General features: G+C 66.4%; 31 protein-coding genes and 1 tRNA gene. 22 read left to right on the top strand and 10 right to left on the bottom strand.

The genetic code is table 11. The features are described from left to right. Positions 1–132 precede the first annotated feature (132 nt). The 4 genes from B2R83_RS18795 to B2R83_RS18780 all read left to right on the top strand — a co-directional run bounded on the left by B2R83_RS18795 (position 133) and on the right by B2R83_RS18780 (position 4,798). Complete coding sequence (locus B2R83_RS18795; protein ID WP_231059068.1) at positions 133–555, top strand: F0F1 ATP synthase subunit epsilon; 423 nt, start codon at positions 133–135, stop codon at positions 553–555. A 293-nt stretch (positions 556–848) separates the two neighbouring features. Then, positions 849–1,211 carry a hypothetical protein gene (locus B2R83_RS18790; protein WP_292044147.1) on the top strand — a complete coding sequence of 121 codons (363 nt, stop codon included), beginning with the start codon at positions 849–851 and terminating at the stop codon, positions 1,209–1,211. A 141-nt stretch (positions 1,212–1,352) separates the two neighbouring features. Next, a complete protein-coding gene (locus B2R83_RS18785) occupies positions 1,353–3,023 on the top strand; it encodes a serine hydrolase (RefSeq protein WP_292044146.1) in 1,671 nt (556 codons plus the stop codon). Between the two features lie 101 nt (positions 3,024–3,124). Next, on the top strand, positions 3,125–4,798 hold the full coding sequence (locus B2R83_RS18780) for a serine hydrolase (protein WP_292044145.1): 1,674 nt from the start codon (positions 3,125–3,127) through the stop codon (positions 4,796–4,798). A gap of 4 nt (positions 4,799–4,802) precedes the next feature. On the opposite strand, the gene B2R83_RS18775 is transcribed toward B2R83_RS18780, so the two are convergent. Next, positions 4,803–5,417, bottom strand: coding sequence for a peptidoglycan recognition protein family protein (locus tag B2R83_RS18775; protein WP_292044144.1), 615 nt, complete (start codon positions 5,415–5,417; stop codon positions 4,803–4,805). Positions 5,418–5,529: 112 nt separating this feature from the next. Here B2R83_RS18775 and B2R83_RS18770 point away from each other — a divergent pair, with 112 nt between their 5' ends. The 3 genes from B2R83_RS18770 to B2R83_RS18760 all read left to right on the top strand — a co-directional run bounded on the left by B2R83_RS18770 (position 5,530) and on the right by B2R83_RS18760 (position 7,372). Next, on the top strand, positions 5,530–5,955 hold the full coding sequence (locus B2R83_RS18770) for a CoA-binding protein (RefSeq protein ID WP_292044143.1): 426 nt from the start codon (positions 5,530–5,532) through the stop codon (positions 5,953–5,955). 94 nt (positions 5,956–6,049) lie between these two features. Continuing rightward, a complete protein-coding gene (locus B2R83_RS18765; protein WP_292044142.1) occupies positions 6,050–6,649 on the top strand; it encodes a glutathione peroxidase in 600 nt (199 codons plus the stop codon). Between the two features lie 111 nt (positions 6,650–6,760). Further along, positions 6,761–7,372 (top strand): OmpW/AlkL family protein, encoded by a 612-nt coding sequence (locus B2R83_RS18760; protein ID WP_292044141.1) that lies wholly within the window; start codon positions 6,761–6,763, stop codon positions 7,370–7,372. Between the two features lie 5 nt (positions 7,373–7,377). On the opposite strand, the gene pabB is transcribed toward B2R83_RS18760, so the two are convergent. The 3 genes from pabB to B2R83_RS18745 are packed head-to-tail and all read right to left on the bottom strand — an operon-like array spanning position 7,378 to position 10,567. Beyond that, positions 7,378–9,213: an aminodeoxychorismate synthase component I gene (pabB, locus tag B2R83_RS18755; RefSeq protein WP_292044140.1), complete on the bottom strand. Its 1,836-nt coding sequence runs from the start codon at positions 9,211–9,213 to the stop codon at positions 7,378–7,380. Positions 9,214–9,232: 19 nt separating this feature from the next. Beyond that, complete coding sequence (gene slmA / locus B2R83_RS18750) at positions 9,233–9,808, bottom strand: nucleoid occlusion factor SlmA (protein ID WP_036216808.1); 576 nt, start codon at positions 9,806–9,808, stop codon at positions 9,233–9,235. A gap of 30 nt (positions 9,809–9,838) precedes the next feature. After that, entirely contained in the window at positions 9,839–10,567 is a 729-nt protein-coding gene (locus tag B2R83_RS18745; RefSeq protein ID WP_036216806.1) for an HAD-IA family hydrolase, read from the bottom strand. Positions 10,568–10,607: 40 nt separating this feature from the next. On the opposite strand from B2R83_RS18745, the gene B2R83_RS18740 reads away from it, so the two are divergent. Then, positions 10,608–11,510: a TraB/GumN family protein gene (locus tag B2R83_RS18740; RefSeq protein WP_292044139.1), complete on the top strand. Its 903-nt coding sequence runs from the start codon at positions 10,608–10,610 to the stop codon at positions 11,508–11,510. A 24-nt stretch (positions 11,511–11,534) separates the two neighbouring features. Here B2R83_RS18740 and B2R83_RS18735 read toward each other — a convergent pair. Together B2R83_RS18735 and argB are read right to left on the bottom strand one after the other, a co-directional pair. Then, positions 11,535–11,609, bottom strand: a tRNA-Thr gene (locus B2R83_RS18735). Positions 11,610–11,650: 41 nt separating this feature from the next. Further along, positions 11,651–12,580, bottom strand: coding sequence for an acetylglutamate kinase (argB, locus tag B2R83_RS18730; protein ID WP_051306276.1), 930 nt, complete (start codon positions 12,578–12,580; stop codon positions 11,651–11,653). Positions 12,581–12,690: 110 nt separating this feature from the next. On the opposite strand from argB, the gene B2R83_RS18725 reads away from it, so the two are divergent. Beyond that, entirely contained in the window at positions 12,691–12,894 is a 204-nt protein-coding gene (locus tag B2R83_RS18725; protein ID WP_081926156.1) for a cysteine-rich CWC family protein, read from the top strand. Between the two features lie 3 nt (positions 12,895–12,897). Here the strand turns inward: B2R83_RS18725 and B2R83_RS18720 are convergent, their stop codons facing one another. Beyond that, positions 12,898–13,965 (bottom strand): alpha/beta hydrolase family esterase, encoded by a 1,068-nt coding sequence (locus B2R83_RS18720; protein ID WP_292044138.1) that lies wholly within the window; start codon positions 13,963–13,965, stop codon positions 12,898–12,900. A gap of 79 nt (positions 13,966–14,044) precedes the next feature. Here B2R83_RS18720 and B2R83_RS18715 point away from each other — a divergent pair, with 79 nt between their 5' ends. The 5 genes from B2R83_RS18715 to B2R83_RS18695 all read left to right on the top strand — a co-directional run bounded on the left by B2R83_RS18715 (position 14,045) and on the right by B2R83_RS18695 (position 18,194). After that, the gene (locus tag B2R83_RS18715; RefSeq protein ID WP_209589412.1) at positions 14,045–14,485 is read left to right on the top strand and encodes a thioesterase family protein; all 441 of its coding nucleotides are present in this window, start codon (positions 14,045–14,047) and stop codon (positions 14,483–14,485) included. A gap of 98 nt (positions 14,486–14,583) precedes the next feature. Further along, the gene (locus B2R83_RS18710; RefSeq protein ID WP_292044137.1) at positions 14,584–16,038 is read left to right on the top strand and encodes a UbiA family prenyltransferase; all 1,455 of its coding nucleotides are present in this window, start codon (positions 14,584–14,586) and stop codon (positions 16,036–16,038) included. Next, a complete protein-coding gene (locus tag B2R83_RS18705; RefSeq protein WP_209589414.1) occupies positions 16,035–16,229 on the top strand; it encodes a DUF1289 domain-containing protein in 195 nt (64 codons plus the stop codon). The genes B2R83_RS18710 and B2R83_RS18705 overlap by 4 nt, the downstream gene beginning before the upstream one ends. Position 16,230: 1 nt before the next feature. Beyond that, a complete protein-coding gene (locus B2R83_RS18700) occupies positions 16,231–17,142 on the top strand; it encodes an MBL fold metallo-hydrolase (protein ID WP_292044136.1) in 912 nt (303 codons plus the stop codon). Positions 17,143–17,237: 95 nt separating this feature from the next. Next, positions 17,238–18,194: an NAD(P)H-dependent flavin oxidoreductase gene (locus B2R83_RS18695; protein ID WP_292044135.1), complete on the top strand. Its 957-nt coding sequence runs from the start codon at positions 17,238–17,240 to the stop codon at positions 18,192–18,194. Between the two features lie 38 nt (positions 18,195–18,232). Here the strand turns inward: B2R83_RS18695 and B2R83_RS18690 are convergent, their stop codons facing one another. After that, positions 18,233–18,859, bottom strand: a complete 627-nt coding sequence (locus tag B2R83_RS18690) for a hypoxanthine-guanine phosphoribosyltransferase (protein WP_292044134.1) — start codon at positions 18,857–18,859, stop codon at positions 18,233–18,235. Positions 18,860–18,935: 76 nt separating this feature from the next. Then, positions 18,936–19,286: an MmcQ/YjbR family DNA-binding protein gene (locus tag B2R83_RS18685; protein WP_292044133.1), complete on the bottom strand. Its 351-nt coding sequence runs from the start codon at positions 19,284–19,286 to the stop codon at positions 18,936–18,938. A 111-nt stretch (positions 19,287–19,397) separates the two neighbouring features. Between B2R83_RS18685 and B2R83_RS18680 the strand changes: the two genes are divergently transcribed. The 7 genes from B2R83_RS18680 to B2R83_RS18650 all read left to right on the top strand — a co-directional run bounded on the left by B2R83_RS18680 (position 19,398) and on the right by B2R83_RS18650 (position 24,707). Next, positions 19,398–21,212 carry an aminopeptidase P family protein gene (locus B2R83_RS18680; RefSeq protein ID WP_292044132.1) on the top strand — a complete coding sequence of 605 codons (1,815 nt, stop codon included), beginning with the start codon at positions 19,398–19,400 and terminating at the stop codon, positions 21,210–21,212. Continuing rightward, positions 21,212–21,478, top strand: a complete 267-nt coding sequence (locus tag B2R83_RS18675; RefSeq protein WP_036216788.1) for a hypothetical protein — start codon at positions 21,212–21,214, stop codon at positions 21,476–21,478. The genes B2R83_RS18680 and B2R83_RS18675 overlap by 1 nt, the downstream gene beginning before the upstream one ends. Before the next feature lie 9 nt (positions 21,479–21,487). Next, positions 21,488–22,231: an MgtC/SapB family protein gene (locus tag B2R83_RS18670; RefSeq protein WP_292044131.1), complete on the top strand. Its 744-nt coding sequence runs from the start codon at positions 21,488–21,490 to the stop codon at positions 22,229–22,231. Positions 22,232–22,280: 49 nt separating this feature from the next. Next, entirely contained in the window at positions 22,281–22,859 is a 579-nt protein-coding gene (locus B2R83_RS18665; protein ID WP_292044130.1) for a DUF924 family protein, read from the top strand. A gap of 1 nt (position 22,860) precedes the next feature. Continuing rightward, positions 22,861–23,688, top strand: a complete 828-nt coding sequence (locus tag B2R83_RS18660) for a Rossmann-like and DUF2520 domain-containing protein (RefSeq protein WP_292044129.1) — start codon at positions 22,861–22,863, stop codon at positions 23,686–23,688. Between the two features lie 157 nt (positions 23,689–23,845). Next, positions 23,846–24,223, top strand: coding sequence for an MAPEG family protein (locus B2R83_RS18655; protein WP_027864614.1), 378 nt, complete (start codon positions 23,846–23,848; stop codon positions 24,221–24,223). A 121-nt stretch (positions 24,224–24,344) separates the two neighbouring features. Next, positions 24,345–24,707 carry a hypothetical protein gene (locus B2R83_RS18650; RefSeq protein ID WP_292044128.1) on the top strand — a complete coding sequence of 121 codons (363 nt, stop codon included), beginning with the start codon at positions 24,345–24,347 and terminating at the stop codon, positions 24,705–24,707. Here the strand turns inward: B2R83_RS18650 and B2R83_RS18645 are convergent. Next, positions 24,698–25,285, bottom strand: a complete 588-nt coding sequence (locus B2R83_RS18645; RefSeq protein ID WP_292044127.1) for a molybdopterin-dependent oxidoreductase — start codon at positions 25,283–25,285, stop codon at positions 24,698–24,700. The genes B2R83_RS18650 and B2R83_RS18645 overlap by 10 nt on opposite strands. A gap of 53 nt (positions 25,286–25,338) precedes the next feature. Here B2R83_RS18645 and B2R83_RS18640 point away from each other — a divergent pair, with 53 nt between their 5' ends. Then, the gene (locus tag B2R83_RS18640; protein ID WP_292044126.1) at positions 25,339–25,935 is read left to right on the top strand and encodes an alpha-ketoglutarate-dependent dioxygenase AlkB family protein; all 597 of its coding nucleotides are present in this window, start codon (positions 25,339–25,341) and stop codon (positions 25,933–25,935) included. Positions 25,936–25,956: the final 21 nt, after the last annotated feature.

Here is a 25,956-nt window from a genome sequence, read left to right as displayed (position 1 = left end):
AGTTTTGGGTGAGAAGCGCAGCTGTACGCTAGTACAGCGAGCATCGCCGGCCTACGCGGCCCGCCCGAAACTGCAACGCGCAGCAGGTTATCCGAGATTTCTGCAGCCGGTTTCTTAAACTGAAGGAAAGACATGGCAAACACCATTCAAGTGGACGTGGTCTCGGCCGAAGAGCAGATCTTCTCCGGCCTGGCTACCTTCGTCGCGCTGCCGGGTGAAGCGGGTGAGCTGGGTATCTACCCGAAGCACACCCCGCTGATCACGCGCATCAGGCCAGGTGCCGTCCGGATCCAGACGGCTGCCGGCGGCGAAGAGTTCGTCTTCGTCGCAGGCGGTATCCTCGAAGTGCAGCCGAACGGCGTGACCGTGCTGGCCGACACCGCAATCCGCGGTGGCGACCTGGACGAAGCGAAGGCACTGGAAGCAAAGAAGCAGGCCGAAGAGCTGATGCTGAACAAGGAATCGAAGATCGACTACGCGAAAGCCCAGGCCGAAATGGCCGCGGCGATCGCGCAGCTGGCGGCGATCCAGAAGCTGCGTTCGAAAGGACGCTAAGCAGCATCCGCGTTTGCGGCACAAAGAGGCAGCCTTCGGGCTGCCTTTTTTCTTATGGGGGTCAGGTCTGACATTTGGACACAGGCTCTGCCTTGGCGCCTACTTGCTTATTGCGTTGTCGCTACTCTGGACTGCGTGCACGGTCGAGGTCGTGTCCAAATGTCAGACCTGACCCCGGTTTGTGCAAGAGCTAGAGGTGAAGTTTGCAGGACACGGTTAGCTGGCGCACGAGTGCGTGGGTGTTTTGGGCTTACTATGGCTTCCTGTGCGTTGAGACAGCTCTCGAGCCAACCATGGCAAGCCCTCCAGACCATCGCGAACAGCAGCAAACCCGGCCGGCGGACGACCGCTTCGGCCAGACCCTGTACCGCTTCCTCTTCTTCGACTGGCTGTTCCGCGACGTCAGCAGGGCGCGCAACCTGTACGAACGCCATGCCGCGCGCGAGCACAACCGGCGCATGAGCCGTTATTTACCGGTCTACATGCGGCGCTGGTCGGTGCTGGCCACCTTCGACTTCGCGCTCGGCTTCCTGTTCGAGCGCGTGCTGTCCGCCACCATGCTGTCGGCCCTGTTCTTCACCGGTACCTGCGTGACCATCACCGGCATCCTCGTGATGACCGTGATCTGGCTGTTCCTCGCCGCCCGCCTGCCTTGACGCCTGCCGGGGCGCTCCCGTTCGCCCCCGCATAGCCACCACTTGACCCATCCGAACGACGGTTGATCGGCTCCTGATTGCGGCAGGCCCGGCACCGTACGTACAGTCACGGCAGTCCATAACAAGAAAGGAATGCCGACCATGTTCATTCGTACCGCCATCTGCGCCGCAGCGCTGCTCCTGTGCGCGCCGCACACCGCTTTCGCCGCCGACTCCCCCCCTGGCAAGCCGCTCAGCAAGCGCGCACTCGACGACCTGTCCTTCCGCCTGCACGCGACCGTCGCTCCCTATTTCCCTGCCGAGGCGCCGGGCGGCATCGTCCTGGTCGTCAAGGATGGCCAGACCGTCCTGCGCCGCGCCTACGGCATGGCCGACACGAGCAAGGGCGTGAAAATGGCGCCCGAGATGGCCATGCGCATCGGTTCGATGACCAAGCAGTTCACCGCCACCGGCATCCTGCTGCTGGCGGACGAGGGCAAGCTGTCCATCGACGACGAGATCACCAAGTACCTGCCGGACTACCCGACCCAGGGCAAGAAGATCACCATCGAACACCTGCTGACCCATACCTCGGGCATCATCAGCTATACCGGCAAGCCGGGCTTCCCCCAGCGGGCGCCGCAGGACATCACGGTGGCGGCCCAGATTGACTCCTTCAAGAACGACCCGCTGCAGTTCGAGCCCGGCAGCACCTGGCGCTACAACAATTCGGGCTACTACCTGCTCGGGGCCATCATCGAGAAGGTCTCCGGCCTGCCCTATCACAAGTTCCTGGCGCAGCGCATCTTCGTGCCCCTCGGGATGGACCACACCGCCTACGAAGGCCACGAGCGCAGTGCGTGGCCGAGCGCCGCCGGCCATTCCCCGCTCGAGAAAGGGTTTGGTCCGGCCCGGCCGCTCGGCAAGAACCAGTCCTATGCCGCCGGCGAACTGGTGTCGACCGTGGACGACCTGGCGAAATGGGATGCGGCCGTGGGCAGGAAGCTGCTCAAGCCGGCCACCTGGCAGCGCGCCTTCACGTCCTACCGCCTGAGCGACGGCAAGGACAGCCACTACGGTTATGGCTGGGAGCTGACCCTGATCCAGGGCGAGCCGACCATCGGCCACAGCGGGTCGACCCGGGGCTTCCGCTCGTATGGCCTGCGCCTGCCCAACAAGGGCGTGTACGTGGCGGTGCTGACCAACGGCGATGCTGGCATGGTGGTGCCGGACGTGGTGGCGCGCAGGGCGGCTGCCGTCGCCATCGGCAAGCCGCTGCCGGAATTCCGCGAGGTGGCGCTCGATGCCGCGGCGCTGGACGCGGTAGCCGGCGTGTACAGCCTCGACAAGGATACGCAACGGGTCTTCAGCCGCGACGGCGAGTTCCTGTCCTTGCTGCGCGCCGGCCGCGGTCCCCTGGTCTTGAAGCCGATGTCGGCCAACGAATTCTTCGTGCCGGATACGGCGGACTGGATCGTGTTTCAGCGCGATGCTGTGGGCAAGGTCACGGGCGTGACCTACCACCAGGACGGCAGGGCGCTGAACCACGTACGCAGCGGCGAGGCGCCGGCGCCGCGGATCGTGGCGAAGATCGCGGACGCCGCTTTTGACGCGCACGCCGGCCGCTACGAGATCCAGCCGGGCATGGTGTTCGAGGTGACGCGCGAGGGCAGCCGCTACTTCGTACAGCCGACCGGCCAGCGCCGGGTCGAGATCTTCCCGCTGAGCGAAACCCGCTTCTTCGCGCGCGACGTCGACGCCGAGATCAGCTTCGGCAGCCAGACCCTGAGCTTCAAGCAGGGTGGGCGCAATTTCAGCGGCCGCCGGATTTGACGACTGGGACCACAAAACTGGCAATTCATCGCCCGGGGCTTGCTGTCCAGGCAAGCCGGGTCTACGCTTCCCGATATCCACAACAACGAAAGGGATCGATCATGCTGCTCCGTCACGCTGTCTGCGCCGCCGTACTGCTGATGTGCCAGCCCCACCTCGCCCTGGCCCAGGAGGCCGGCGCCGGAAGCTCAGTCGCCGAACAGGACCTGGCCAGCCGGATCGACACCGCCATCGCGCCCTTCTTCAAGGCAGACATGCCGGGGGCCACGGTCATCGTGGTCAAGGACGGCAAGCCGGTGCTGCGCCGTGCTTACGGCATGGCCGACACCACGAAGGGCGTGAAGATGAGGCCGGAAATGGCGCTGCGTCTCGGTTCCATCACCAAGCAGTTCACCTCGACGGCGATCCTGATGCTGGTGGAAGAGGGCAGGCTGTCGCTGGATGACGACATCACGAAGCACCTGCCGGCCTTTCCGGCCAAGGGAAAGAAGATCACGATTGAGCACCTGCTGACCCATACCTCGGGCATCCCAAGCTACACGGGGAAGCCGGGTTATGTGCTGGCCATGGGGCGGGACGTGAGCGTGACGCAGATGATCGACTCGTTCAAGAACGATCCGCTCGAGTTCGAACCCGGCAGCCAGTACCGCTACAACAATTCGGGCTACTTCCTGCTCGGCGCGATCATCGAGAAGATCTCGGGCCAGACCTATGCGGCATTCCTGGAGCAGCGCATCTTCAAGCCGCTCGGCATGCAGGACACCTATTACGAGGGCCTTGGTCACAGCAGGGCGCCGGTGGCCGCCGGCCATAGCCGCAACGCCCAGGGTTTCGGCGCCGCCATGCCGCTCAGCATGACCCAGCCCTACGCGGCCGGCGCGCTGGTGTCGACGGTGGATGACCTGGCGCGCTGGGATGCGGCGATCGGCGCCGGTCGGCTGCTCAAGCCGGCCAGCTGGCAGCGCGCCTTTACCCCGTACCGCCTGAGCGACGGCAAGCTTGCCGGCTATGGCTACGGCTGGGACATCAACACGCTGCAGGGCGAGAGGGCGATCGGCCACGGCGGGGCGATCAACGGTTTTTCTACCTATGCGCTGCGCTTCCCGGAGCAGAAGACGTACGTCGCGGTGCTGGTCAACAGCGACAGCGGTCCCGCCAATCCGGGCCTGGTGGCGCGCAAGGCGGCCGGCATCGCCATCGGCAAGCCCTACCGCGAGTTCAAGGAGGTGGCGCTCGATGGCGCGGCGCTCGACGCGGTCACCGGCACCTTTGAAGTCGAGAAGGGCGTGCAGCGTGTGTTCCGCCGCAGCGCCGATGGTCTTGTCATGCAGCGCAGCGGCCGGCCGCCGATACCGCTGAAGGCCGCGTCGACCAATACCTTCTTCATGCCCGGGGGCATGGACTGGTTCGAATTCCAGCGTGACGCTGGCGGCAAGGTGACGGCCGTGACGCTGCACCAGGATGGCAATGCGCTGGTCAATCCGCGTATCGGCGACGCGCCGGCCGGCCGCCAGGCGGTGAAGATCCCGAACGCGGCCTTCGATACCCGCGTCGGCCGCTACGAATTGGCTCCCGGCTTCGTGATGGAACTCAGCCGCGAGGGCGAGCGCTATTTTGCCCAGGCCACCGGGCAGCCCAAGCTGGAAATCTTCGCGATGAGCGAGACCGTGTTCTTCTCGAACGACGTCGATGCCGAGATCAGCTTCGAGCCGGCGCCTGGCCAGGGCTTCGTGCTGAAGCAGGGCGGGCGTGACATCCCGGCGCGCAAGTTATAAGGGTTCAGCGCCTGGCCTGCTCACCCGCCAGGCGCAGCGCCACCTTGTGGCGGAACCAGTCTTCCTTCACGTAGCGGTACAGGTTCGCACCCGGGCACACGGTCTTGTCGGAGTGATCCCGGTGGCTCTTGATGTCGTCCAGCGAGACCTTGTACCTGGCCGCCAGCAGCGCCATCAGGTCGACCACGGCCTCCAGCTGCTGCCGGTTCGGCTCCACTTCCTCGAAATTGCCGACCACTTCGATCAGGGCGTGGCCGCTCGGATCGTATTCCGTATTGGTGTCGCCCGCGAAGTCGATGTTGCGCGCCTCGTAGATGCGGCCGTCGAGGTCGATGACGTAGTGGTAGGGGATGTCGAGCCAGCCCTTGCTGGCGCGCGACCACGACTGCAGGCGCCGCAGGTAGCCCTGCGGATCGGTGCCCGGCTTGAAGGGCTCGCCCTGGTGGTGCAGGGTGATCTGGCTGATGGTGTGGCGGCGCGCTTTCGACGCGTCGGCCGGGGTGCCGCCCCAGCTGGCGACGGGCACGATGGCGCGTTCGACCGCGGCCAGCGGTTCGGCAGCATGAAGAAGCAGCGAGAGGGCCAGGGCGGTGAGAAAGGAGAGGGCGGTAGGGCGCATGTTTGGAATGAAAATCGGACGTGCCCGCATCTTTTCACGTTTGCGCCCGCGACGCCAGCAATGATGCACATCTGATAAGCTAGGCACCGAATCCACATCGAGCCAAGCCACCATGAGAAGCATTGCCCAGATCCTCAACGACAGCAAGACCATCGCCATCGTCGGCCTGTCGAACAAGCCCGACCGCGCCAGCAATGAAGTGGCCGCTTACTTGCAGCAAAACGGCTATCGCATCGTGCCGGTGAACCCGAGCTACGCCGGCGAGATTATCCTGGGCGAACAGGTGGTCGCCACGCTGCAGGAAGCAGCCGACGCCCTGGCAAGCAACGGCCAGCGGATCGACATCGTCGACTGCTTCCGCAAGTCCGAAGACATTCCCCCGATCGCACGCGACGCGATCGCCGTGCGCGCCGGCTGCCTCTGGATGCAGCTGGACATCGAAAACCAGGCCGCCGCCGACCTGGCGCGCGCCGCCGGCCTCGATGTCGTCATGAACCACTGCATCAAGATCGAGCACCGCAGCCTGAACGCCGGTTGAACGGATATCGTCCGGGCGCCGCGGCCATCCGGCCATCTTTACAGGCGGCGGCTGCGTTACAATCGTGGCATCACCAACCAGGGATATCCCCGCCATGATCAAGACCACCGCCCTGCTGTTCGCTGCCCTTGCCGCAGCCAGCGCTGCTTCTCCGGCTGCCGCACAGGCCACGTCCGCGCCGGGCGCCCCGGCTGCCGCGCGCATGCCGATGAGCTGCCCCGCCATCCTCAAGCAGAATTTCAAGCGCCTGCAGGACGACGCGCCGCAGGACCTGTGCCAGTACGCGGGCAAGGTGGTGCTGGTCGTGAACACCGCCAGCTACTGCGGCTTCACCAAGCAGTACGAAGGACTCGAGAAGCTGTACGCGAAGTACGGCGGGCGCGGCCTGGTGGTGCTGGGCTTCCCCTCGAACGATTTCGGCAAGCAGGAGCCGGGCAATGCGAAAGAAATCGCGGACTTCTGCTTCAACACCTACGGCGTCAAGTTCCCGATGTTCGCCAAGAGCGCGGTCACCGGCCCGGAAGCCAACCCGCTGCACGCCAGCCTCACCAGGGCGACCGGCCAGGCGCCGAAGTGGAACTTCACCAAGTACCTGATCGGCCGCGACGGCAAGGTGCTCGAACACTTCCCGAGCAAGGTGACGCCGGAAGACCCGGCCCTGGTCGGCAAGATCGAGCAGGCGCTCACCATGTAAGGCAGGGACTGAATAACCTTTCTGCCGTTATGGCTATTTGATCCACATCAACGATTTTTTTGCGCTGCATCAATATTCTTCCTTTCGTTACCATGACGAAAGGAAGAAGAAATGAAAACCTTGTTGAAGCCTGTGCTGGCGATCACTCTTGCACTCGCCGGCAGCCAGGCCCTGGCACAGGATAGCAACTGGATGGTGCGTGCGCGCGCCGTCCACATCGACCCGGCGAATGCATCCGCGCCCTTGGCCGGCAGCGGCGCCGCGGATCGTATCCACGTGGCCGGCAAGACCATCCCCGAAGTCGACATCTCCTACTTCTTCACGCCGCACCTGGCGGCCGAGCTGATCCTGACTTATCCACAGAAGCACGACGTCACCCTGGACGGCGCCCGCATCGGCAGCTTCCGCCACCTGCCGCCGACCCTGACGGCCCAATACCACTTCGCACCGCAGTCGACAGTGAATCCTTACGTGGGCGCAGGCCTGAACTACACGCGCATCTCGCGCGTGAAGCTGCTGGACGGGGCGGCCGATCTCGAGAACGACAGCTGGGGCCTGGCCCTGCAGGCCGGCGTGGACATCCGGCTCGATGCGCGCTGGTCGCTGAACCTCGATGTGAAAAAAGTGAACATCCGCAGCGACGTGATGGTCGGCGGCGCCAAGGCGAGCTCGGTCAAGGTCGACCCGCTGCTGTTCGGCCTGGGGTTCGGTTACCGCTTCTGAAGAGCTTAGCCCTGCGGGTCGTCCAGCAGGACCGCCCGCAGCGGCCCGCGCAGCGCATTGCAGACGACGATGTCGTCCGCCTCCGCCAGCATCTCGCGCGTGATGCGCTGTTCGCTGGCGCGCCAGGCCGGCGCCTGCAGCAGCACGCCGCGCATCACGCCCGGCAGCAGGCCGCTCGACAAGGGCGGCGTGATCCACTCGCTGCCGAAACGCAGGAACACATTGCTGCGTCCTCCCTCGGTCAGTTCCCCGCGCTCGTTGAAGAACAAGGCGTCAAACGCCCCTTGCGCCTCGGCGGCGCGCCAGGCCGCATCGTAGCGGCTGCGCACGCTCGTCTTGTGGCGCAGGAAGACGTCGCCCGAATGGGTGCTTTCCTGGGCCAGCAACAGCGCCACCGGTTCGCTCAAGGGCGTGATCGGCGCCGCCTGCACGGTCAGCGCGCCGCCGGGAGCCACCGCCAGGCGCAGCCGGTGCAACTGCCCATGGGGCAGGGCCAGGCAGGCCTCGTTCAATGCCGCGCGGGCGGCGCCATAGTCGAACGGATAGCCGAAGTAGCGGCAGGATGCAGCCAGGCGGTCGAGGTGCTGCTCGACGTGGCGGCAGCCGTCGTCCCAAGAGGCGCGCAGGGTTTCGAAGATCTCGAACTCGTTGGCCAGGCCGGTCAGGAAGCGCGCCTTGAGCTGGCATTCGGCGTATTCGGAGGCGGCATCGCTGTCGTACACGATGCCGGCGCCGACGCCCAGTTCTCCCTTGCGGGTGCCACCCTCCGGCGCGCCCAGTGCCAGGGTGCGGATCGGGACCGACAGGCAGAAATCGCCAAAGGTGTTGGCGTTGCCCGCGGCGGGCGGATCGAACCAGCCGATCGCGCCGGTATAGATGCCGCGCGCGCTCGGTTCGAGTTCGTGGATGATCTCCATGCTGCGGCGCTTCGGCGCGCCCGTGATCGAGCCGCAGGGGTAGAGCGCGGCGAATACCTCCTCCAGACTCGCATCCTCGCGCAGGCGCGCCTGCACGGTCGAGGTCATCTGCAGCACGGTGCCGTAGCGGCGCACCTCGAACAGCGCCGGCACCTCGACGCTGCCGGTGACGGCGACCCGTCCCAGGTCGTTGCGCAGCAGGTCGACGATCATCAGGTTCTCGGCGCGGTTCTTGGTGTCCGAAGAAAGCGCCCGGGAGCGCTCCTCATCCACCGCATCGTCGCCGCTGGCCGGCGCGGTGCCCTTCATCGGCCGCGCCAGCAGCTTGCCGGCTTCGTGGCGCACGAACAGCTCGGGCGAGAAGGACAAGACGGCGCCGCCGTCCGGCAGGGCCACCAGGGCGCCGTAGGGGACGCGCTGGCGCGCCCGCAGCCGCGCATACAGCTTGACCAGAGAACCGTAGGTGTCGAAACGCAGGCGGTAGGTGTAGTTCACCTGGTAGGTGTCGCCGGCGGCGATGTAGTCGCGGATGCGGCGGATCGCATCGGTGAAGGCCGCTTCGTCCACATTGGGGGTGATGCCGGCCACGCCCGCCAGTTCGTCGGCGGGTGCGCGTGTGGCGATCCAGGCCTCGACCTGGCTTGCGTCCAGGTGCTCGCACTGTTCGAACAGCAGCACCTGCGCCAGCGCGCCTTGCACCGGCTGCGCCGCCACCCCCTGGAGGTGCGCGCCCAGTTCGTAGGTGAGCAGCGGCACCGCGTACAGGCCGCGTCCCAGTGCTTCCTGCAGCGCGCGCAGCAGCTGCGGCCAGCCGGCGGCATCAAGGCAATGCAGCGTGCCGGCGTGGCGGCTGTAGAGGCGCGAACGGGCCTCGCCGGCCGCCCCGGCGTCGTCCAGCAGCGCGAATACTTCCTGGGTGTCCATGATTGCGTGGCGCTTGTCCTTATGCCGCCAGCAGCAGCGACAGCTGCAGGGCCGTGCCTTCGGCCGGGTTCTGCCTGAAGCCGCTCTTGGCGAAGCGGTGCCAGCGTCCGGTCACGTAGCTCACCAGGAGGCTGGCGCGCGCCGCGACGTCGGTCTCGAGGCCGTGGCCCTGGGTGACGGCGATCCGCAGTGCGCCCTTGAAGGCCATTTCGACGCGATCGTAGAACCCATTCATGCGCAGCTGCAGGCGCTCGTCCTCGCCCACCAGCGCGTCGCCAATCAGCACCCGGGTCATGCCCGGGTTGTTGGCGGCAAAGGACAGCAGCATCTGCAGGATCGCATGCGCCTGGTGCACGCCGTCTTCCTCGCGTTCGGCGATCTGGTTGATCAGGCCGAAGACGCTGGACTCGATGAACTCGATCAGGCCTTCGTACATCTGCGCCTTGCTGGCGAAGTGGCGGTACAGCGCCGCCTCCGATACCGACAGGCGCGCCGCCAGCGCCGCCGTGGTGATCTTTTCGCCCTTCGGCTGCTCGAGCATCGAGGCCAGGGCCTGGAGGATTTGCAGCTTGCGCTGACCTGGCTTGGTTGCCATGTGATCCCTAGTTTCGTGTTGTTGTTGGTATTAGCGCAGCCGGTGCAAACGCGCCGGAAGCTGCCGCACGGATTTTACTTTGACATCGACGTAACCGGGGCGTTTCAGGGTCCTTGGCAGCGGCGCCTTTCCGATCGGATCGCTCATGCGCAGGTACTGCGTCACCCAGACGGTACGCAGGCCGAGGCGGCTGGCGCTTTTCAGGTTGGCCAGCGTGTCCTCGACCAGGATGCAGCGGCGCGCCGCCACGCCGTGCTTGCGCAGCAGGCGGCGCAGCATCAGGCTCGAAGGCTTGGGACGCAGCTGGCGGTGCACATGCATGTGCTCGATCGCCACATGGTGGGCGAAGTGGCGGCTCAGGCCCAGGTGGCGCATCACGTCGGTCGAATAGCGCGTCGGCGCGTTGGTGAGCAGGATCTTGCGGCCCGGCAGGCGGCGCAGCAGCGTGCCCAGCCCCTTTTCTGCGCGCACCAGCTTGTCGAGGGCGCCGAGATCGTGGGTGACGTGCAGGAAGTCGGCCGCCGACACGCCGTGGTGGCGGATCATGCCGAGCAGGGTGGCGCCGTAGCGCTTCCAGTAGCCCAGGCGCGCCGCATCGACCTGCGCCTGGGTGGCGGGCGTGAGGCCGTCGCCCAGCACGCGTCCGATGTAGGTGTTCATGTTGGCGCTGATGGCCGGGAAGATGGCATGCGAGGCATCGTGCAGGGTATTGTCGAGGTCGAAGAGCCAGACGGGGGAGGGGAGGGTATGATTTGCCACAATTTCAGGTTAACAGCGCGAATACAACAAGGAGAAATGAATGCGACGACGTCCGATTATAGTGGTGTTCCTCAGCTTGTTCTTGCTGGCCTTCCAGGCGCTGGCAGCCGACGTGGGCACAGCGCGAGGCGCGCTGTTCAAGGCCACGGACAAGGGCAATACCTTGTACCTGTACGGCACCATGCACGTCGGCCGCGCCGACTTCTATCCCCTCGAGCCGCGCATCCGGGCGGCGATCGCGGTTGCTCCCACGCTGGCGCTGGAAATCGACATGAAGGGCGACCCGGCCGCGATCGCCGCCGCCGTCCGGCAGCACGGCATGTTCCCGCCCGGTAGCCCCGGCTACGCGGGCCTGGCGCCCGAGCGCCGCGCGCGCATCGAAGCCGCGCTGCGCAAGCACGGGCTGGAGCCGGCCGCCGTGGCGCAATTGAAGCCCTGGATGCTGGTGACCATGCTTGCCGTGTTCGAGACCGCCAAGCTGGGCTATGACCCGGCCCTCGGCGTCGACGACCACCTCGCCACGCTGGCGCGCCAGGGCAAGACCCGCATCGCCGAGCTCGAGACCATGCACTACCAGGCCGGCCTGCTGAACCGCCTGTCGGACGAAGACCAGTGGCGCCTGCTGGAAGAAACCCTGGAAGACATGGCATCGGGCCGCCAGCTGCGCGAAACGCGCGAGTTGCTCGATGCCTACGAGCGCGCCGACCGCCGCGCGCAGGAAGACCTGATGCGGCGGGTGGAAAGCGACGACAGCCTGACCGGGAAATTCATGCGCGACATCCTGCTCGACGAGCGCAACGGACCGATGGCGGACAAGGTGGCGGCGCTGCTGGCGCGCGAAAACAATGCGGTGGTGGCGGTGGGCCTGCTGCACTTGCTGGGACAAGGCGGATTGCCCGAGCTGCTGCGCAAGCGCGGCATCAAGGTGGAGCGGATCTACTAAGGGGGAGGTATTGCAGGGGGGAGGTGGTGCCCTTGACGTGGATTGAACACGTGGCCTCTCCCTTACCAAGGGAGTGCTCTACCACTGAGCTACAAGGGCATCTTGTCATTTAATGTGGCGAAAATTTCCGCCACAAAAAATCAGTGAGACCGGATCATAGTGCCAAATGCCTGCTCGGTCAAGACTTCCAGCAACAAACTGTGCTCGATGCGCCCGTCGATGATGTGCACGGTATTGACGCCCGACTTGGCGGCGTCCAGTGCCGACGAAATCTTCGGCAGCATGCCGCCCGAAATCGTGCCGTCTTCGAACATCTCGTCGATCTCGCGCGCCGACAGGTCGGTGACCAGGTTGCCTGCCTTGTCCTGCACGCCGGCGATATTGGTCATCATGATGAGCTTTTCGGCCTTCAGGATCTCGGCGATCTTGCCGGCGACGACGTCGGCATTGATGTTGTAGGCCTGGCCGTCCTGGCCGAAGCCGATCGGCGAGATGATCGGGATGAAGGCGTCGTCCTGCAGCGCCTTGACGACGGCGGGGTTGATCGCCTCGATCTCGCCGACGAAACCGATGTCCAGGAATTCGCCCGGCTTTTCCTTGTCCGGCATGCTCATGCGGCGTGCGCGGATCAGGCCACCGTCCTTGCCGGTCAGGCCCACGGCCTGGCCGCCGTAGTGGTTGATCAGCATGACGATGTCCTGCTGGACTTCACCGCCCAGCACCCACTCGACCACTTCCATGGTTTCTTCGTCGGTGATGCGCATGCCCTGCACGAAAGTGCCCTGCTTGCCGATCTTCTTGAGCGCGTTGTCGATCTGCGGACCGCCGCCGTGCACCACGACCGGGTTCATGCCCACCAGCTTGAGCAGGATGACGTCGCGTGCGAAGCCGTGCTTCAGGCGCTCGTCGGTCATGGCGTTGCCGCCGTATTTGATGACGATGGTCTTGCCGTGGAAATTACGGATGTAGGGAAGCGCCTCCGCCAGGATCTGCGCCTTGATCTGCGGCGATACTTTCGTCAGATCATTGGGCTGGTCGTCGGTGTTCAGGCTGGTCAGAGTAGCGTTCATGGAGGGTCCAAATTAAATGTCGCAAGATTTTAAGGCAACAGGGTAGTACTTGTGCTGATTATATGGCGTCTTGTTGTATTTTATGGGCTCGATCCCCACCGTAAAGAACCATGAGTAGCGTTTCCACCCCGAGTACATGCAGCCGCTGCGGCGCCGAATTCGGCTGTGCCATGGTAACCGGCAGCGCTGAACCCTGCTGGTGCACGACGCTGCCGCCCGCCGTGCCGGTGCCGCGGGAGGCTGCCGGCTGCTGGTGCCCGCCCTGCCTGCGTGCCCACATCGAGGCCGAGGAGGCGAAGCGCCGCGCCGGCTGAGGTTCAACGGCGGGTGCGGAAAAAGCGCAGCATCTCCCGGCTCGCATCCGGTCCGCGCCCGTCGGTATAGCTGCCGCGCGCGCGTCCACCCGACCAGGCATGGCCCGCCCCGTGGATCAGCCAGTGTTCGGCATGCACCGCCCCGTCCTCGCGGTGGTGCAGGGTGCGCGTGTAGGCATGGCCGTCGGGCACCCGTCCCGGCTCCGCGGCGTGGCGTGCCGCCTGGCGCGCGCCCTGGGCGATGAGTTCGTCGGCATTCACCGGATGCACGGTGGTGTCCTGGTCGCCATGGAAGACGATGATCGGGAGCTGTCGTCCGGGCAGCTGGGCTTGCGCTTGCGCGCGCCGGAACTCGCCCTTCATGGCCGCCAGCGCCGAGGGCAGGTCGTGCGCCGATGCGAACGGCAGGCCCGAATGCACGCCCACGGCCGCGTACAAGTCCGGGTAGAGCGTGCCCATGATGGTCGCCATCGCGCCGCCGGCCGACAGGCCCGCCACGTACACCTGTTCCGGATCGACCGGGTACTGTTCCATGATCGCACGCGTCATGCCGGCGATGATCGCGGGTTCGCCCTGGTCGCGCTGCTGGTCGACCGCGTTGAACCAGTTCCAGCAGCGCGAGGGGTTGGCTGCCTTGCTCTGAGCGGGATACAACACCAGGCAGGGCGCTTCCTCGGCCAGTTCGTTCATGCCGGTGCCGTTGGCGAAATCCTCCGGATCCTGGGTGCAGCCATGCAGCATCACCAAGAGCGGCAGCGGCTTGCCGCCATGGCTGCCGGGGACGTACAGCTTGTAGTCGCGGGTGCCGGCCGGGTTGGTGTGACTGCCGTCGATGAACTTGCCGGGCAGGCTGACGCCGAGTTCCGCTTCGAAAGGATCGCTTGCCGCCGCGGCGGCCCCCACGCCGACGCTGCGCATCTGGCGCTGGGCTTCGCGCTGCAGGGCGGTGGCGTTCTTCAGCGTTTCCTGGATCATGGTGTCTGCCGCCGCCGGTCCCGTGTGCAGGAAAGAGCGCACCGTCGAGCGGGTGGCGGCACGCATCTGTGCCATCAGTTTCTTGTTCAGCTTCATTGGCCCTCCTGTTCGTGCCATTGCTTGCAATCTTCCTGCCCAGGCTTACGGCAGCCTTGCAATGCGCTAAGCTGCGCCCATGCATCCCACTTTCCAGCCCGGCCTTCGCTTCGAATGGCACTACACCGTCCCGGAGCGCGCCAGCGTGCCCCAGCTTTACCACGATACCTTGTTTTGCCGCGATATGCCGGATGTGCTGGCCACCGGTTACCTTGTTGGCATGATGGAACTTGCCTGCTTGCACGGAATGATGCCCTACGTCGACTGGCCGCACGAGCAGAGCCTGGGGACGATGGTGAACTTCCGCCACCTGGCGCCGACGCCGCCGGGCATGCGCCTGCGGATCGAGGGCGAGGTGCTGGAAGTGGAGGGGCGCCGGGTGCGTTTCCGGGTCGACGCCTGGGACGAGGTGGAAAAAGTCTGTGAAGGCATCCACGAGCGTCACCTGATCGACCCGGTGCGCTTCAGGGACAAGCTGGCGCGCAAGCAGGCGCAGTGGCGCGGCAAGCAGCAGGCCTGACGTGGCGCGATGCCTGCGTTCACGTGATGAGCGATAATGCGCGGTCACATTGCAATGATTGATATCTTTGGCTCTCCATGACCTCGGCTGAAACTTCCATGCTGGATTCCCGGCAGGCGCCCATCCCCCTGGTGGTCGACCTCGACGGTACCCTGACCCTGACCGATACCCTGGTCGAGTCCGTGCTCCTGCTGGCCAAGCAGTCTCCGCTCGACCTGTTCAGGCTTCCCCTGTGGCTGGCGCGCGGCCGGGAGACCATGAAATCCGAAATCGCCCGCCGCGTGACTGTGGCGCCGGAACAACTGCCCTACCGCGAAGAACTGCTCGACTACCTGCGCGCCGAGAAGGCCGCGGGGCGCGAACTGGTGCTGGCCACGGCCGCGCACCGTTCGATCGCCGATCGGGTGGCGCAGCACCTCGGTCTGTTCGACCGCGTACTGGCCACCGATGGCACGCGCAACCTGAAGGGGGCCAACAAGCTGGCCGCCATCCGCGAGCAAGTGGGACCGGCCTTCGCCTATGCCGGCGACAGCACGGCCGACCTGGCGGTGTGGGAAGGCGCGCAGGCCGCCGTGCTGGTGGGCGCGTCGAACAGCCTGGCGCGCACCGTGCGCAGCAGGCACCCCATCGAAAAGGAATTCGAGCAGCCCGCGGCCGGCCTGGGCACCTGGCGCAAGGCCTTGCGCATGCACCAGTGGGCCAAGAACCTGCTGTTGTTCGTGCCGCTGCTGACCGCCTTCTCTTTCCTGCCCGGCGACCTCGCCACCATGCTGCTCGCCTTCCTGTGCTTTTCGACGGCGGCATCGGCCACCTACATCGCGAACGACCTGTGGGACCTCGGCAGCGACCGCGTCCATCCGCGCAAGCGGCTGCGCCCCTTCGCCAGCGGGGCCCTGCCGATCACCTCGGGCGTGGCCGCAGCCCTGCTGCTGCTGTGCGGCGCCTTCGGGCTCGCGTTCACGATCAATACCGGTTTCGTGGCCATGCTGCTGGCCTACGTCATCCTGACCACGGCCTACAGCTGGTGGCTCAAGGAGCGCGTGCTGCTCGACGTCCTGATGCTGTCGCTGCTGTACACGATGCGCATCGTCACCGGCTCGGTGGCGGTCGGTATCCACACGACGTCCTGGCTGCTGGCCTTTTCGCTGTTCGTGTTCCTCAGCCTGGCGCTGGTGAAGCGCTGCTCCGAGCTGCAATCGCTGCAGCAGCGCGGCCACGCCAGCGCGCACGGACGCGACTATCGCGTGGTCGACCTGGCCGTGCTGTGGCCGATGGGACTGGCCTCGGCGCTGGCGGCGGTGGTGGTTCTGGGCCTGTTCATCAATGCGCCCGAGACCGAACAGCGCTACGCCAGCCCGATGCTGCTGTGGGGCCTGGCGGGACTGATGATCTACTGGCTGGGCCGTCTGTGGATCAAGACCGCGCGCGGCGAGATGGACGACGACCCGGTGCTGTATGCGCTGAAGGACCGGGGCAGCCGGCTGGTCGTGGGCCTGATGGTGCTGGTCGCCATCTGCGCCCACTTCATCGACGTCTCGGTGGTGCTGCAATGAAGCCGGAACTGCAAAGCCCCGTCCCTTCTCCCTGCATCAACGTGTGCCAGATGGAGCCCGCTACCGGCCTGTGCCGGGGCTGCCTGCGCACGATCGAGGAAATCGTCGCCTGGGGCAGCGCCAGCGACGAGGACAAGCGCGCCGTGTGGGCCGAGATCCGGCGCCGCGAAGCCGAGATCGACTGGGGTTGAGGTGAGCCTGCGCCTGCCCCCGTCGATCCACGTCTTCGAGCGCGGCTGGCTCTCGTCCAACAACATCCTGTTCACCGGCGCCGATGACACGGCGCTGGTCGACAGCGGCTACGTGACGCATGCGGCGCAGACCCTGGCGCTGGTGCGCCAGGTGCTCGGTTCCCGCCCGCTCGACCGCCTGCTCAACACCCACCTGCACTCGGACCACTGCGGCGGCAACGCCCTGCTGGCGCAAACCTATGGCTGCCGGCTCGCGATCCCGGCGCTGGACGCCCCCAAGGTGGCGGCATGGGACGAAGAGGCGCTCAGCTACCGAGCCACCGGCCAGCAGTGCGCGCGCTTCGGTTTCGACGCCACCCTGGCGCCGGGCGACACGCTGGTGCTGGGCGACCTGCACTGGGTGGTAGCGGCGGCGCCCGGGCACGACCCGCATGCGCTGCTCTTCTTCTGCGAAAGCGAAGGCATCCTCATTTCCGGCGACGCGCTGTGGGAAAATGGCTTCGGCGTGGTGTTCCCGGAACTGGCGGGCGAGCCGGGTTTCGACGAGGTCGGCGCGACCCTCGACCTGATCGCCACCCTGGATGCGCGCGTGGTCATTCCCGGCCATGGCGCGGTGTTCGGCGACGTGCCGGGCGCGCTGGCGCGGGCCAGAACGCGCCTGGACTACCTGAGCGCCGACCCGGTGCGCAATGCGCAGAACGCGGTCAAGGTGCTGCTGAAATTCCTGCTGCTGGAGCGGCGCATGCTGGCGCTGGACGCGCTCCCGGGCCTGCTGGCCTCGATCCCGCTGGTGGAGCGGGTGCGCACCGCGGTGCTGGCGATGGGCAAGGACGAACTGGCGCACTGGGCCTGCGCGGCACTGGTGCGCGCAGGCGCCGCCCGCATCGATGGCGGCGCCTTGACTGACGTTTAGAGACAAAAATCTAGCACGATCGTTCTTTTTTCACGGCATAATGCCTTGACTACGTTTGATCAACCGATCAGTTAACCGACCATCGAGAGCCATCCATGACGCTGCCATCCGTGCTGCAAGACCTGTCCCTCCCCGTAATCGCTTCGCCGATGTTCATCGCCAGCGGTCCCGCGCTGGTGGCGGCCCAGTGCAAGGCCGGCATCGTCGGTTCCTTCCCCGCCCTGAACGCGCGCCCGGCCGAGCTGCTGGACACCTGGCTGACGGACCTGCAGCGCGAACTGGCCGCCTACCAGGATGCCAATCCGGGCGTGAAGGTCGGCCCGATCGCGGTGAACCAGATCGTGCACGCCTCGAACGATCGCCTGGCGCACGACGTCGAGGTCTGCGTGAAGCACCAGGTGCCGATCATCATTTCCTCGCTGCGCGCGCCGCCGAAGGAGATGCTCGATGCGGTGCACGCCTACGGCGGCATCGTGATGCACGACGTGGTCTCGATCCGCCACGCGGAAAAGGCGCTGGAAGCCGGCGTGGACGGCCTGATCCTGGTGGCGGCCGGCGCCGGCGGCCATGCGGGCGCGCTGTCGCCGTTCGCGCTGGTGGGCGAGGTGCGCAAGTTCTTCAAGGGGCCGATCGCGCTGTCCGGCTCGATCGCCACCGGCGACGCGATCCTCGCGGCCCAGGCCATGGGCGCCGACTTCGCCTACATCGGCTCGCGCTGGCTGGCGACGAAGGAATCGAACGTCAGCGACGCCTATCGCGACGCGATCGTGGAATCGGCGGCGGCCGACGTGGTGTACACCAACCTGTTCACTGGCGTGCACGGCAACTACCTGAAGAAATCGATCGTGGCCGCCGGGCTCGATCCGGACAACCTGCCGGAATCGGACAAGAGCAAGATGAGCTTTGGCGCGGGCAGCGCCAAGGCCTGGCGCGACATCTGGGGCGCCGGCCAGGGCGTGGGCCTGATGGACGACGTGCCGAGCGTGGCCGAGATGGTCGAGCGCCTGAAGGCGGAGTACGCGGCGGCGCGTGCGCGCCTCAGTTTGGCGTAGGGTAATCTGGTCCACTGAGCCAGATCACCCCTACAACATCAATCGAGGCGCTTCGCGTCCGGCGTCGGGAAGGGCGGCGGCGGCTCCGCCGCGCTCAGGTCGTCCTGGTTGATCGACCACAGTCCCGGCAGGTTGCGCCAGTAGTTGTACACGTCCATGCCGAAGCCGACCACGAACTCGTTCGGCAGCGTCAGGCCGACCAGGTCGGCCTTGATCGGCTTGGCGCGTTTCAAGTCCTTGTCGGCGAACACCGCGACGACCACTTCGGCCGCGCCCATGTCGAGCAGGCGCTGCTTCACGTGGGCGAGGGTCTCGCCTTCGTCGAGGATGTCGTCGACCACGACGATGGTGCGGCCCGCCACGTCCTGGCGCGGGATGACCTTCCACACGATCTGGCCGCCGCGGTCGGCGTCGCCGTAGCGGCTCACGTGGATGTAGTCGAATTCGAGCGGGAAGTCGAGCTGCGGCAGCAGGTGGCCGGTGAACACGACGGCGCCGCCCATCACGCCCAGCACCAGCGGGAAGGACTTCTCGTCGGGATTGCCGAAGCGCTTGTTCAGCTCAGTGGCGACACGCGCCACCGCGGCCTGGACTTCCTCGGGCGTGACGATCTGGGTGGCGTTGGCAAGCAGCGCGCGGGCGCGGTCATGGTGGTAGTCTTGCATGGTCGTTCTGTCTCTGGTGTCGGGATGGCGCTGCGATTATGCGCCAATCGGGTAGGCGGGCGCGTTCCTGTTGGAATCAGGCGCCCTGGATCTCACGCTGCAGCTTGCGGGTGAGCTTGGCGAAAACAAGCTCATACGCGCGGCGCAGCAGGGTGGCGAACTCCTCGTCGTCGAGCCGGGCCTCCGGCGTCACGCACACCCACTTGGCGCGCGCCAGGTAGGGGGCCGGGAGGATGCCGGGGCGGTCGGTCAGTTCAAGAAAGCGCTCGTCGTCAGCCTTCAGGCTGAAGCCGGTCGAGGGGCCGTCCTTGTTGGTGACGGCAAACATCTTGGCGCCGACCGAAAAGACGGTGTCGTGGTCCCACTTGGTGTCTTCAGTGCAGCCGGGGAAGCTGCGGCAGAGTGCCTTTGCCGCTTCAAAATCCATTCTGTCTCCTGTGCCGGCGTGTGCGCCGGTCGTTTGTTCGTCTCGGACAACATTGTAACGCGCCGTTCGGCGTATCATACGTGGCTAGGATAACAACCCAAGACCCAAGCCATGTCCACTGAATTTGAACAAGCCCGCAGCAAGCGTCTGGCCCAGCTGCGCAGCGCAATGGCGCGTGCCGGCATCGACGCCTTTGTCGTGCCGTCGAGCGACCCGCACCTGTCGGAATACCTGCCCGGGCACTGGAAGGGCAGGGAGTGGCTGTCGGGCTTCACCGGCTCGGTCGGCACCTTCATCGCCACCGCCAACTTTGCCGGCGTGTGGACCGATGGCCGCTACTGGACCCAGGCCGAGACCGAGCTGGCCGGCAGCGAGATCGCCCTGATGAAGATCCCGGGCGCGGCAAGCCAGATGCACGTGGACTGGCTGGCGGCGAACCTGAGCACCGGCCAGACCGTCGCGGTGGATGCGCGTGTGCTCGGCCTGGCCGGCGCGCGCCTCTTGTCGGACGCACTGTCGGCCAAGGGCATCGCGCTGCGTACCGATATCGACCTGCTCGACGAGGTCTGGCAGGACCGCCCGGCATTGCCGGCCGACCCGGTGTTCGAGCACCTGCCGCCCTACGCGACCATGAGCCGCCTTGAGAAGCTGGCTGCGACCCGCGCCGCCATGGAACACCACGGCGCCGGCTTCCACTTCATCTCGACACTGGACGACATCGCCTACCTGTTCAACCTGCGCGGCGCCGACGTCAGCTTCAATCCGGTGTTCCTGGCGCATGCGCTGATCGGCCGCGCCGATGCGACCCTGTTCGTGGGCGAAGGCAAGGTGCCGGCTGAGGTGCGTGCGCGTCTCGAGTCCGACGGCGTACACCTGGCGCCGTACGCCAATGCCGCCACCGCGCTGAGCGCGCTGCCGGACGGCGCTACCCTGCTGCTCGACCCGCGCCGGGTGACCGCCGGCATGCGCGCCGCGGTGACGCAGGGCGTAAACGTGGTGGAAGCGATCAACCCGACCACCTTCGCCAAGTCGCGCAAGCGCGATAGCGAAGCGGTCAACGTGCGCGCCGCCATGGAGCAGGACGGCGCGGCGTTGTGCGAATTCTTCTCCTGGCTGGAAGCCGAACTGGCCAACCCGGGCCGCGCGCCGCTGGACGAGGTGGCGATCGACGCCCATATCACGGCAAGCCGTGCGCGCCGTCCCAACTTCATCAGCCCGAGCTTCTCGACCATCGCCGGCTTCAACAGCAACGGCGCGATCATGCACTACCGCGCCGCGCAGGAGACCTGCGCGACGATCGAGGGCGACGGCCTGCTGCTGATCGATTCGGGCGGCCAGTACCTGGGCGGCACCACCGACATCACGCGCGTGATCCCGGTCGGCACCCCGAGCGAAGCGCAGAAGCGCGACTACACGCTGGTGCTGAAGGGCCTGATCAACCTGTCCGCGACGCGCTTCCCGCGCGGCACCCGTTCGCCGATGCTGGACGCGATCGCGCGCGCACCGATCTGGGCCGCCGGCATCGACTACGGCCACGGCACCGGCCACGGCGTCGGCTACTTCCTGAACGTGCACGAAGGTCCGCAGACCATTTCCCCTAGTGTGCCGCCGGACCCGCATACCGCGATGGAGCCGGGCATGATCACCTCGATCGAGCCGGGCATCTACCGCCCGGGCCGCTGGGGCATCCGCATCGAGAACCTGGTGCTGAACCGGGTGGTGGACAATACCGAGTTCGGCGAATACCTGGGCTTCGAGACGCTCACCCTGTGCCCGATCGACACCCGTCCGCTGGATCGCTCGCTGCTGCGCGAAGACGAGATCGCGTGGCTGAACGCCTACCACGCCACGGTGCGTGCACGCCTCGAGCAGCACGTGACCGGCACGGCGCGCGACTGGCTCTTGACACGCACGGAGGCGATCTGATGGCGAGCTCCCGTTCCACCCGCGCCAGCGCGGCGGTCGAGCGTCTCAAGAAGCGCACCGGGAATGCCGCGTATTCGATGGCGCGCACCGGCGACGGGCTGTTCTACCTGTCCGAAGCCCCGGGCGCGCCCGCGCTCAATGCGCCGCTCGAGCTGGACGACTTCGTCGCCTTCGTGAACGGCCTCGGTCCGCAGGAGGTCAAGCGGATCAGCAAGCACGACGAGGCTTTCGAGAAGCAGCTGGTGCGCAAGAAGCCGGGAGCGTGACGACCCGCCATGCCCTCGAATGCCCTGCTGGCTGCCTACTGGTCCGAATCCAGCATCATCACCAATGGCCTGATCCTGCTGCACCTGGCCGGCGCGCTGGCGCTCGGCCTGCTGGTCGGCTATGAACGCGCCTACCACGGCCGCGCCGCCGGCATGCGCACCTATGGCCTGGTGTGCATGGCCTCGGCCGCGCTGACCATCCTGGCCGGCTACCCGGACTTCTGGTACGGCGGCCATGGCGGCGTGCTGGCGCCGGTCGACCCGACCCGCATCATCCAGGGCGTGGTGACCGGCATCGGCTTCCTCGGCGCCGGCGTCATCATGCGCGAGGGCTTCAACATCAGCGGCCTGACCACGGCCGCCTCGATCTGGGCCTCGTCCGCGATCGGCATCCTGGTCGGCGTCGGCTTCTACCTGGCGGCCATGGGCCTGGCCTTCTTCTCGGGCATGATCATGATCTACCTGAACCGCCTGGAAACCATCCTGCCTTCGCGCCATGCGGTGGCGGTGCGCATGCGCTTCAAGCCGCAGGTGATGCCGCGCGAAGAGATCCTGCGCCAGGCCGCGCTCGAGCGCGGCTACGAGATCGCGGGCAGCTCGCTCACCATCAGCAGCGACGAAGGCCGCCAGGAATGGCGCTTCGTGGCGCTGGCGCTGTCGAACCGCAGCGGCGCGCCCTTGTCGGAACTGGCGCAGGAGCTGGCCGCTTTCGAGGGACTGGAAGCCTTCCAGCTGTCGCACGCCCGTAATTAAGAAAAATCCAACAACAATAAATCGGTTTATTCAGAACTGGGGGTCATCAATGCAAGCACAAGACGTTCTCGATTTCTGGTTCCTGCCGCAAGGCAGCGAAGGCCATGGTAAACAGCGCATCGAATGGTTCCGCAAGGACGAGGCCTTCGATGCGGCGCTGCGCGAGCGCTTCGGCGCCCTCATCCACCAGGCGCTGGCGGGCGGGCTGCGCGAATGGGACGAGCTCGGGCCGCGCGGCGCGCTGGCGCGCATTCTGGTGCTCGACCAGTTCACCCGCAACGCCTTCCGCGGCAAGCCGGAATCCTTCGCCGGCGACACGCTGGCGCTGGCCAGCGCGCAGCAGCTGGTGGATTCGGGCGGCTACCAGTCGCTCTCTCCGGTCGAGCGCCAGTTCGTCTACATGCCCTTCGAGCACGCGGAGGACGCGCGCATGCAGGAGCAGGCCGTGACCCTGTTCACCGAGCTGGCCGCCCAGCACGAAGGCTTCGCCGAGGCGCTGGATTACGCGCACCGCCACCGCGGCGTGATCGCCCGCTTCGGCCGCTTCCCGCACCGTAACACCATCCTCGGCCGCGCTTCGTCGCCGGAAGAGCTGGCCTACCTCGCGCTTCCCGGCTCCGGTTTCTGAGGTGGCGACGCTGAACCTGGTGGGCGCCGGCCACGTCGGCCGCGCGCTCGGGCGCCTGTTCGCGGCCGGCGGCGCCTTCACCGTGCAGGACGTCCTGACCCGCAACGCCGCCAGCGCCCGCGAGGCGGTCGATTTCATCGGCGCCGGCCAGGCCTGCATCACGCTCGCGCAGATGCGCCCGGCCCGGGTGTGGATGCTGGCCGTGGGCGACGATGCCATCGTGCCCGCCTGCGAGGCGCTGGCGGCGCGCGGGGAGCTGGCGGGAGCGGTCGTGTTCCACTGTAGCGGCGCCAAGGCCTCCGGCGAATTGCAGGCGGCGCGCGCTGCCGGCGCCCACGTCGCCAGCGTGCATCCGGTGCGCAGCTTCGCCGACCCGCAAGCCGTGGCCGCGGATTTCGCCGGCACCTTCTGCGGCATCGAGGGCGACCAGGAAGCGCTGGCGCTGCTGGAGCCGGCCTTCGCGGCGATCGGTGCGCGCCTGGTGCGCATCGACCCGGCCGCCAAGACGGTCTACCACGCGGCCGCGGTGTTCGCGTCGAATTACCTGGTGACGGTGGTCGACGCCGCCTTGCGCGCCTATGAGGCGGCCGGCGTGCCAGCAAGCGTGGCGCGCGAACTGGCGCGGCCGCTCGCCACCGAAGCCTTGGCCAACGTGTTCCGCCTGGGCCCTGAAGCGGCGCTCAGCGGACCGGTAGCGCGCGGCGACTTCGCCACCGTGGCGCGCCAGCAGGAGGCGGTTGCGCGCTGGGATGCCGCCACCGGCCGCCTGTACGAAGCGCTGGTGCCGCCGACCGCCGAGCTGGCGCGCCGCAAGCGCGGCGAATCCTGAACTTATCCAGGGCTTATCCAGCGCTTTTCCACGGGATATCCCACCGCTTATCCAGCGCTTGTCCAGGCCCTTATCCAAGGTTTATCCACGCGCTTTTCCCCGGTTTTTCCAAGGCCTTTCCATGTTCTTATCCAAAGCTTTATCCACAGGAGTTCCGATGTTCTTCACCGCCTGGGCCACCCTGGCCGCGCTCGGCGTCTATTTCTGGACCGGCGTGAATGCCGGCCGTGCCCGTATTCGCCACGATGTGCCGGCGCCGATGATGGAAGGGCCGGAAGAGTTCTTGCGCTGCCAGCGCGTACAGGCCAATACCCTCGAACAGCTGCCCCTGGTGCTGGTGCCGCTGTGGCTGTGCGCCTTCTACCTGGGCGACCTGTGGGCGGCGGCCGGCGGCCTGCTGTGGTGCCTGGGCCGTATCGCCTACGCGCTCGGCTACTACCGCGATCCGGCGAAGCGCGAACTGGGGTTTATTACAGGGATGTTGGCTTGCGCGTTGTTAATTGGCGGCACCGTGTGGGGGCTGTTACTGCGCTAACGCCAAAAAAGTGCATACAGTCATCGACAAAGTTCCCGTAGAGCAATAAGCTAGGACGCTGATACCAATAACCGCTCCGCCCGCCAGCATGGCCGCGCGGGCAAGAGGAGAAGGAGAACCTATGCTGTTCCTGAAGAGCACCAGCGTCACCAAGGCCCCGGGCATTTATGAAGTCGACGTTGCCGCCAAACCGCCGGGCAAGACCTTCGGTGTCTTCCTGGCGACCGATCCGGACAATCCGCCGCAAACCGTGCTGGCGGGCCTGGCCGAACTCGGCTTCAAGAACACCCACCAGCAAAGCTACGTCCACAAGGACAAGGGCAAGGTGCTGGACCTGCACTTTCAGAAGGACGGCACCGACCTGTTCAACGGCTGGAAAGCCGAGGAATGCAAGGCCAACCTGGCGGCGATCGAAACCCTGTTCGGCAATGTCGGCGTCACCGTCACGCCGCGCGTCATGAGTTTAGCGGAAGCCTACGCCTGATCCGCTGACACCTCGATGTGATACAGTGCCCAGGGGCAAGCCCCGAAGCGCTCCCTGACCGGCCGCGCCGCCATCTCCGGCACGCGGTCCGCGTCGTACACCGCCCACAAGGGCCCCAATCCGCCCAACGCCATCGGCTGCCCGTCGAGATGGGTCGCGACGATGAATTTCCAGGCACGCAGCTGGCCCATCGGGACGGCGGCGGCATAGCCGTCCACCGCACGCAGGAGGACCTTGCCGGCGTCGCCGGCACGCACACCGGCCAGGGCCAGTACCTCAAGCAGCAGCGGTCCGCGCAGGGTATGCGGCTTGCCGTCGTATTCCAGCGTCGGCCGGATCGTCTGGACCGGCAAGGCCGCGATCGCCGCGAAATCCAGCGCGAAGGCGCGCGTGAAGGCCAGCTTCTGCTTGAACATCATCTGGTCGCGTACCGGGTCGAGGGCAGCGCGGTTGCTGCGCTTGATATCCCCCGTGATGGTGAGCAGGGCAGGTCCGCCGGCCGGCGCCGGGGCTGGCGCGGCAATGGCGGGCAGGGCGACCGAGGCAAGTGCCGCGCCCAGGAAGTGACGTTTGTCCATGCGAAAATAAGGTGGTGGCGGAAAACCGTCATCATAGCCACAGTTATTGCACAATGGACTTGTTTACCTCAGCCAGCACGCTTGCCCCGATTCCCATCCGCGATGGGGAACTGGCCTTCCTGCCCCAGTTGCCGCTGCCCTGGCCGAACAAGGTGGTGCTGGCGCGCCTGATCGAAGAAACCGCTTGGCGCGAGGAAACCGTCGTCGTCTACGGCAAGCGCCACCTGCAGCCGCGCCTGAGCGCCTGGCATGGCGAGAAGGGCTACCGCTATTCGGGCCTGAGCCTGGCGCCGCTGCCGTTCACGCCGCTGCTCGACACCATCCGCCGCGCAGCCGAGGCGGCCACCGGCCGGCGCTACAACAGCGTGCTCCTGAACTACTACCGCAACGGCCGGGACAGCATGGGCATGCACAGCGACGATGAACCGGAGCTGGGCCCGCAGCCGGCCATCGCCTCGGTCAGTTTCGGCGCAACCAGGCCCTTCGTCCTGCGCCACAAACGCACGAAAGAGACCCTGAAACTGCCGCTGACAGACGGCAGCCTGCTGTTCATGGCCGGCCCGATGCAGGCTAACTGGATGCACGGGATCAACAAAACGACCAAGCCCGTCGGCGCCCGCCTGAACCTAACTTTCCGCAACATCGTCTAATCAGCACGCTACTTTCCGTAT

The sequence above is a fragment of the Massilia sp. UBA6681 genome (assembly GCF_002454935.1).
Lineage (GTDB): Bacteria > Pseudomonadota > Gammaproteobacteria > Burkholderiales > Burkholderiaceae_D > Telluria > Telluria varians.
Note: the sequence above shows the minus strand (reverse complement) of the source record. Positions and strands in the feature narration are given on the sequence as shown.

What these genes read in the sequence shown, in the direction of transcription:
- B2R83_RS18655 (WP_027864614.1), top strand. Translation starts at nt 23,846, where the DNA reads ATGTTCTTCACCGCCTGGGCCACCCTGGCCGCGCTCGGCGTCTATTTC.
- B2R83_RS18650 (WP_292044128.1), top strand. Translation starts at nt 24,345, where the DNA reads ATGCTGTTCCTGAAGAGCACCAGCGTCACCAAGGCCCCGGGCATTTAT.
- B2R83_RS18690 (WP_292044134.1), bottom strand. Translation starts at nt 18,859, where the DNA reads ATGCAAGACTACCACCATGACCGCGCCCGCGCGCTGCTTGCCAACGCC.
- B2R83_RS18665 (WP_292044130.1), top strand. Translation starts at nt 22,281, where the DNA reads ATGCAAGCACAAGACGTTCTCGATTTCTGGTTCCTGCCGCAAGGCAGC.
- B2R83_RS18675 (WP_036216788.1), top strand. Translation starts at nt 21,212, where the DNA reads ATGGCGAGCTCCCGTTCCACCCGCGCCAGCGCGGCGGTCGAGCGTCTC.
- B2R83_RS18680 (WP_292044132.1), top strand. Translation starts at nt 19,398, where the DNA reads ATGTCCACTGAATTTGAACAAGCCCGCAGCAAGCGTCTGGCCCAGCTG.
- pabB (WP_292044140.1), bottom strand. Translation starts at nt 9,213, where the DNA reads ATGGACACCCAGGAAGTATTCGCGCTGCTGGACGACGCCGGGGCGGCC.
- B2R83_RS18640 (WP_292044126.1), top strand. Translation starts at nt 25,339, where the DNA reads ATGGACTTGTTTACCTCAGCCAGCACGCTTGCCCCGATTCCCATCCGC.
- B2R83_RS18765 (WP_292044142.1), top strand. Translation starts at nt 6,050, where the DNA reads ATGATCAAGACCACCGCCCTGCTGTTCGCTGCCCTTGCCGCAGCCAGC.
- B2R83_RS18670 (WP_292044131.1), top strand. Translation starts at nt 21,488, where the DNA reads ATGCCCTCGAATGCCCTGCTGGCTGCCTACTGGTCCGAATCCAGCATC.
- B2R83_RS18725 (WP_081926156.1), top strand. Translation starts at nt 12,691, where the DNA reads ATGAGTAGCGTTTCCACCCCGAGTACATGCAGCCGCTGCGGCGCCGAA.
- B2R83_RS18695 (WP_292044135.1), top strand. Translation starts at nt 17,238, where the DNA reads ATGACGCTGCCATCCGTGCTGCAAGACCTGTCCCTCCCCGTAATCGCT.
- B2R83_RS18685 (WP_292044133.1), bottom strand. Translation starts at nt 19,286, where the DNA reads ATGGATTTTGAAGCGGCAAAGGCACTCTGCCGCAGCTTCCCCGGCTGC.
- slmA (WP_036216808.1), bottom strand. Translation starts at nt 9,808, where the DNA reads ATGGCAACCAAGCCAGGTCAGCGCAAGCTGCAAATCCTCCAGGCCCTG.
- B2R83_RS18710 (WP_292044137.1), top strand. Translation starts at nt 14,584, where the DNA reads ATGCTGGATTCCCGGCAGGCGCCCATCCCCCTGGTGGTCGACCTCGAC.
- B2R83_RS18770 (WP_292044143.1), top strand. Translation starts at nt 5,530, where the DNA reads ATGAGAAGCATTGCCCAGATCCTCAACGACAGCAAGACCATCGCCATC.
- B2R83_RS18740 (WP_292044139.1), top strand. Translation starts at nt 10,608, where the DNA reads ATGCGACGACGTCCGATTATAGTGGTGTTCCTCAGCTTGTTCTTGCTG.
- B2R83_RS18760 (WP_292044141.1), top strand. Translation starts at nt 6,761, where the DNA reads ATGAAAACCTTGTTGAAGCCTGTGCTGGCGATCACTCTTGCACTCGCC.
- B2R83_RS18705 (WP_209589414.1), top strand. Translation starts at nt 16,035, where the DNA reads ATGAAGCCGGAACTGCAAAGCCCCGTCCCTTCTCCCTGCATCAACGTG.
- B2R83_RS18785 (WP_292044146.1), top strand. Translation starts at nt 1,353, where the DNA reads ATGTTCATTCGTACCGCCATCTGCGCCGCAGCGCTGCTCCTGTGCGCG.
- B2R83_RS18790 (WP_292044147.1), top strand. Translation starts at nt 849, where the DNA reads ATGGCAAGCCCTCCAGACCATCGCGAACAGCAGCAAACCCGGCCGGCG.
- argB (WP_051306276.1), bottom strand. Translation starts at nt 12,580, where the DNA reads ATGAACGCTACTCTGACCAGCCTGAACACCGACGACCAGCCCAATGAT.
- B2R83_RS18715 (WP_209589412.1), top strand. Translation starts at nt 14,045, where the DNA reads ATGCATCCCACTTTCCAGCCCGGCCTTCGCTTCGAATGGCACTACACC.
- B2R83_RS18645 (WP_292044127.1), bottom strand. Translation starts at nt 25,285, where the DNA reads ATGGACAAACGTCACTTCCTGGGCGCGGCACTTGCCTCGGTCGCCCTG.
- B2R83_RS18780 (WP_292044145.1), top strand. Translation starts at nt 3,125, where the DNA reads ATGCTGCTCCGTCACGCTGTCTGCGCCGCCGTACTGCTGATGTGCCAG.
- B2R83_RS18720 (WP_292044138.1), bottom strand. Translation starts at nt 13,965, where the DNA reads ATGAAGCTGAACAAGAAACTGATGGCACAGATGCGTGCCGCCACCCGC.
- B2R83_RS18795 (WP_231059068.1), top strand. Translation starts at nt 133, where the DNA reads ATGGCAAACACCATTCAAGTGGACGTGGTCTCGGCCGAAGAGCAGATC.
- B2R83_RS18775 (WP_292044144.1), bottom strand. Translation starts at nt 5,417, where the DNA reads ATGCGCCCTACCGCCCTCTCCTTTCTCACCGCCCTGGCCCTCTCGCTG.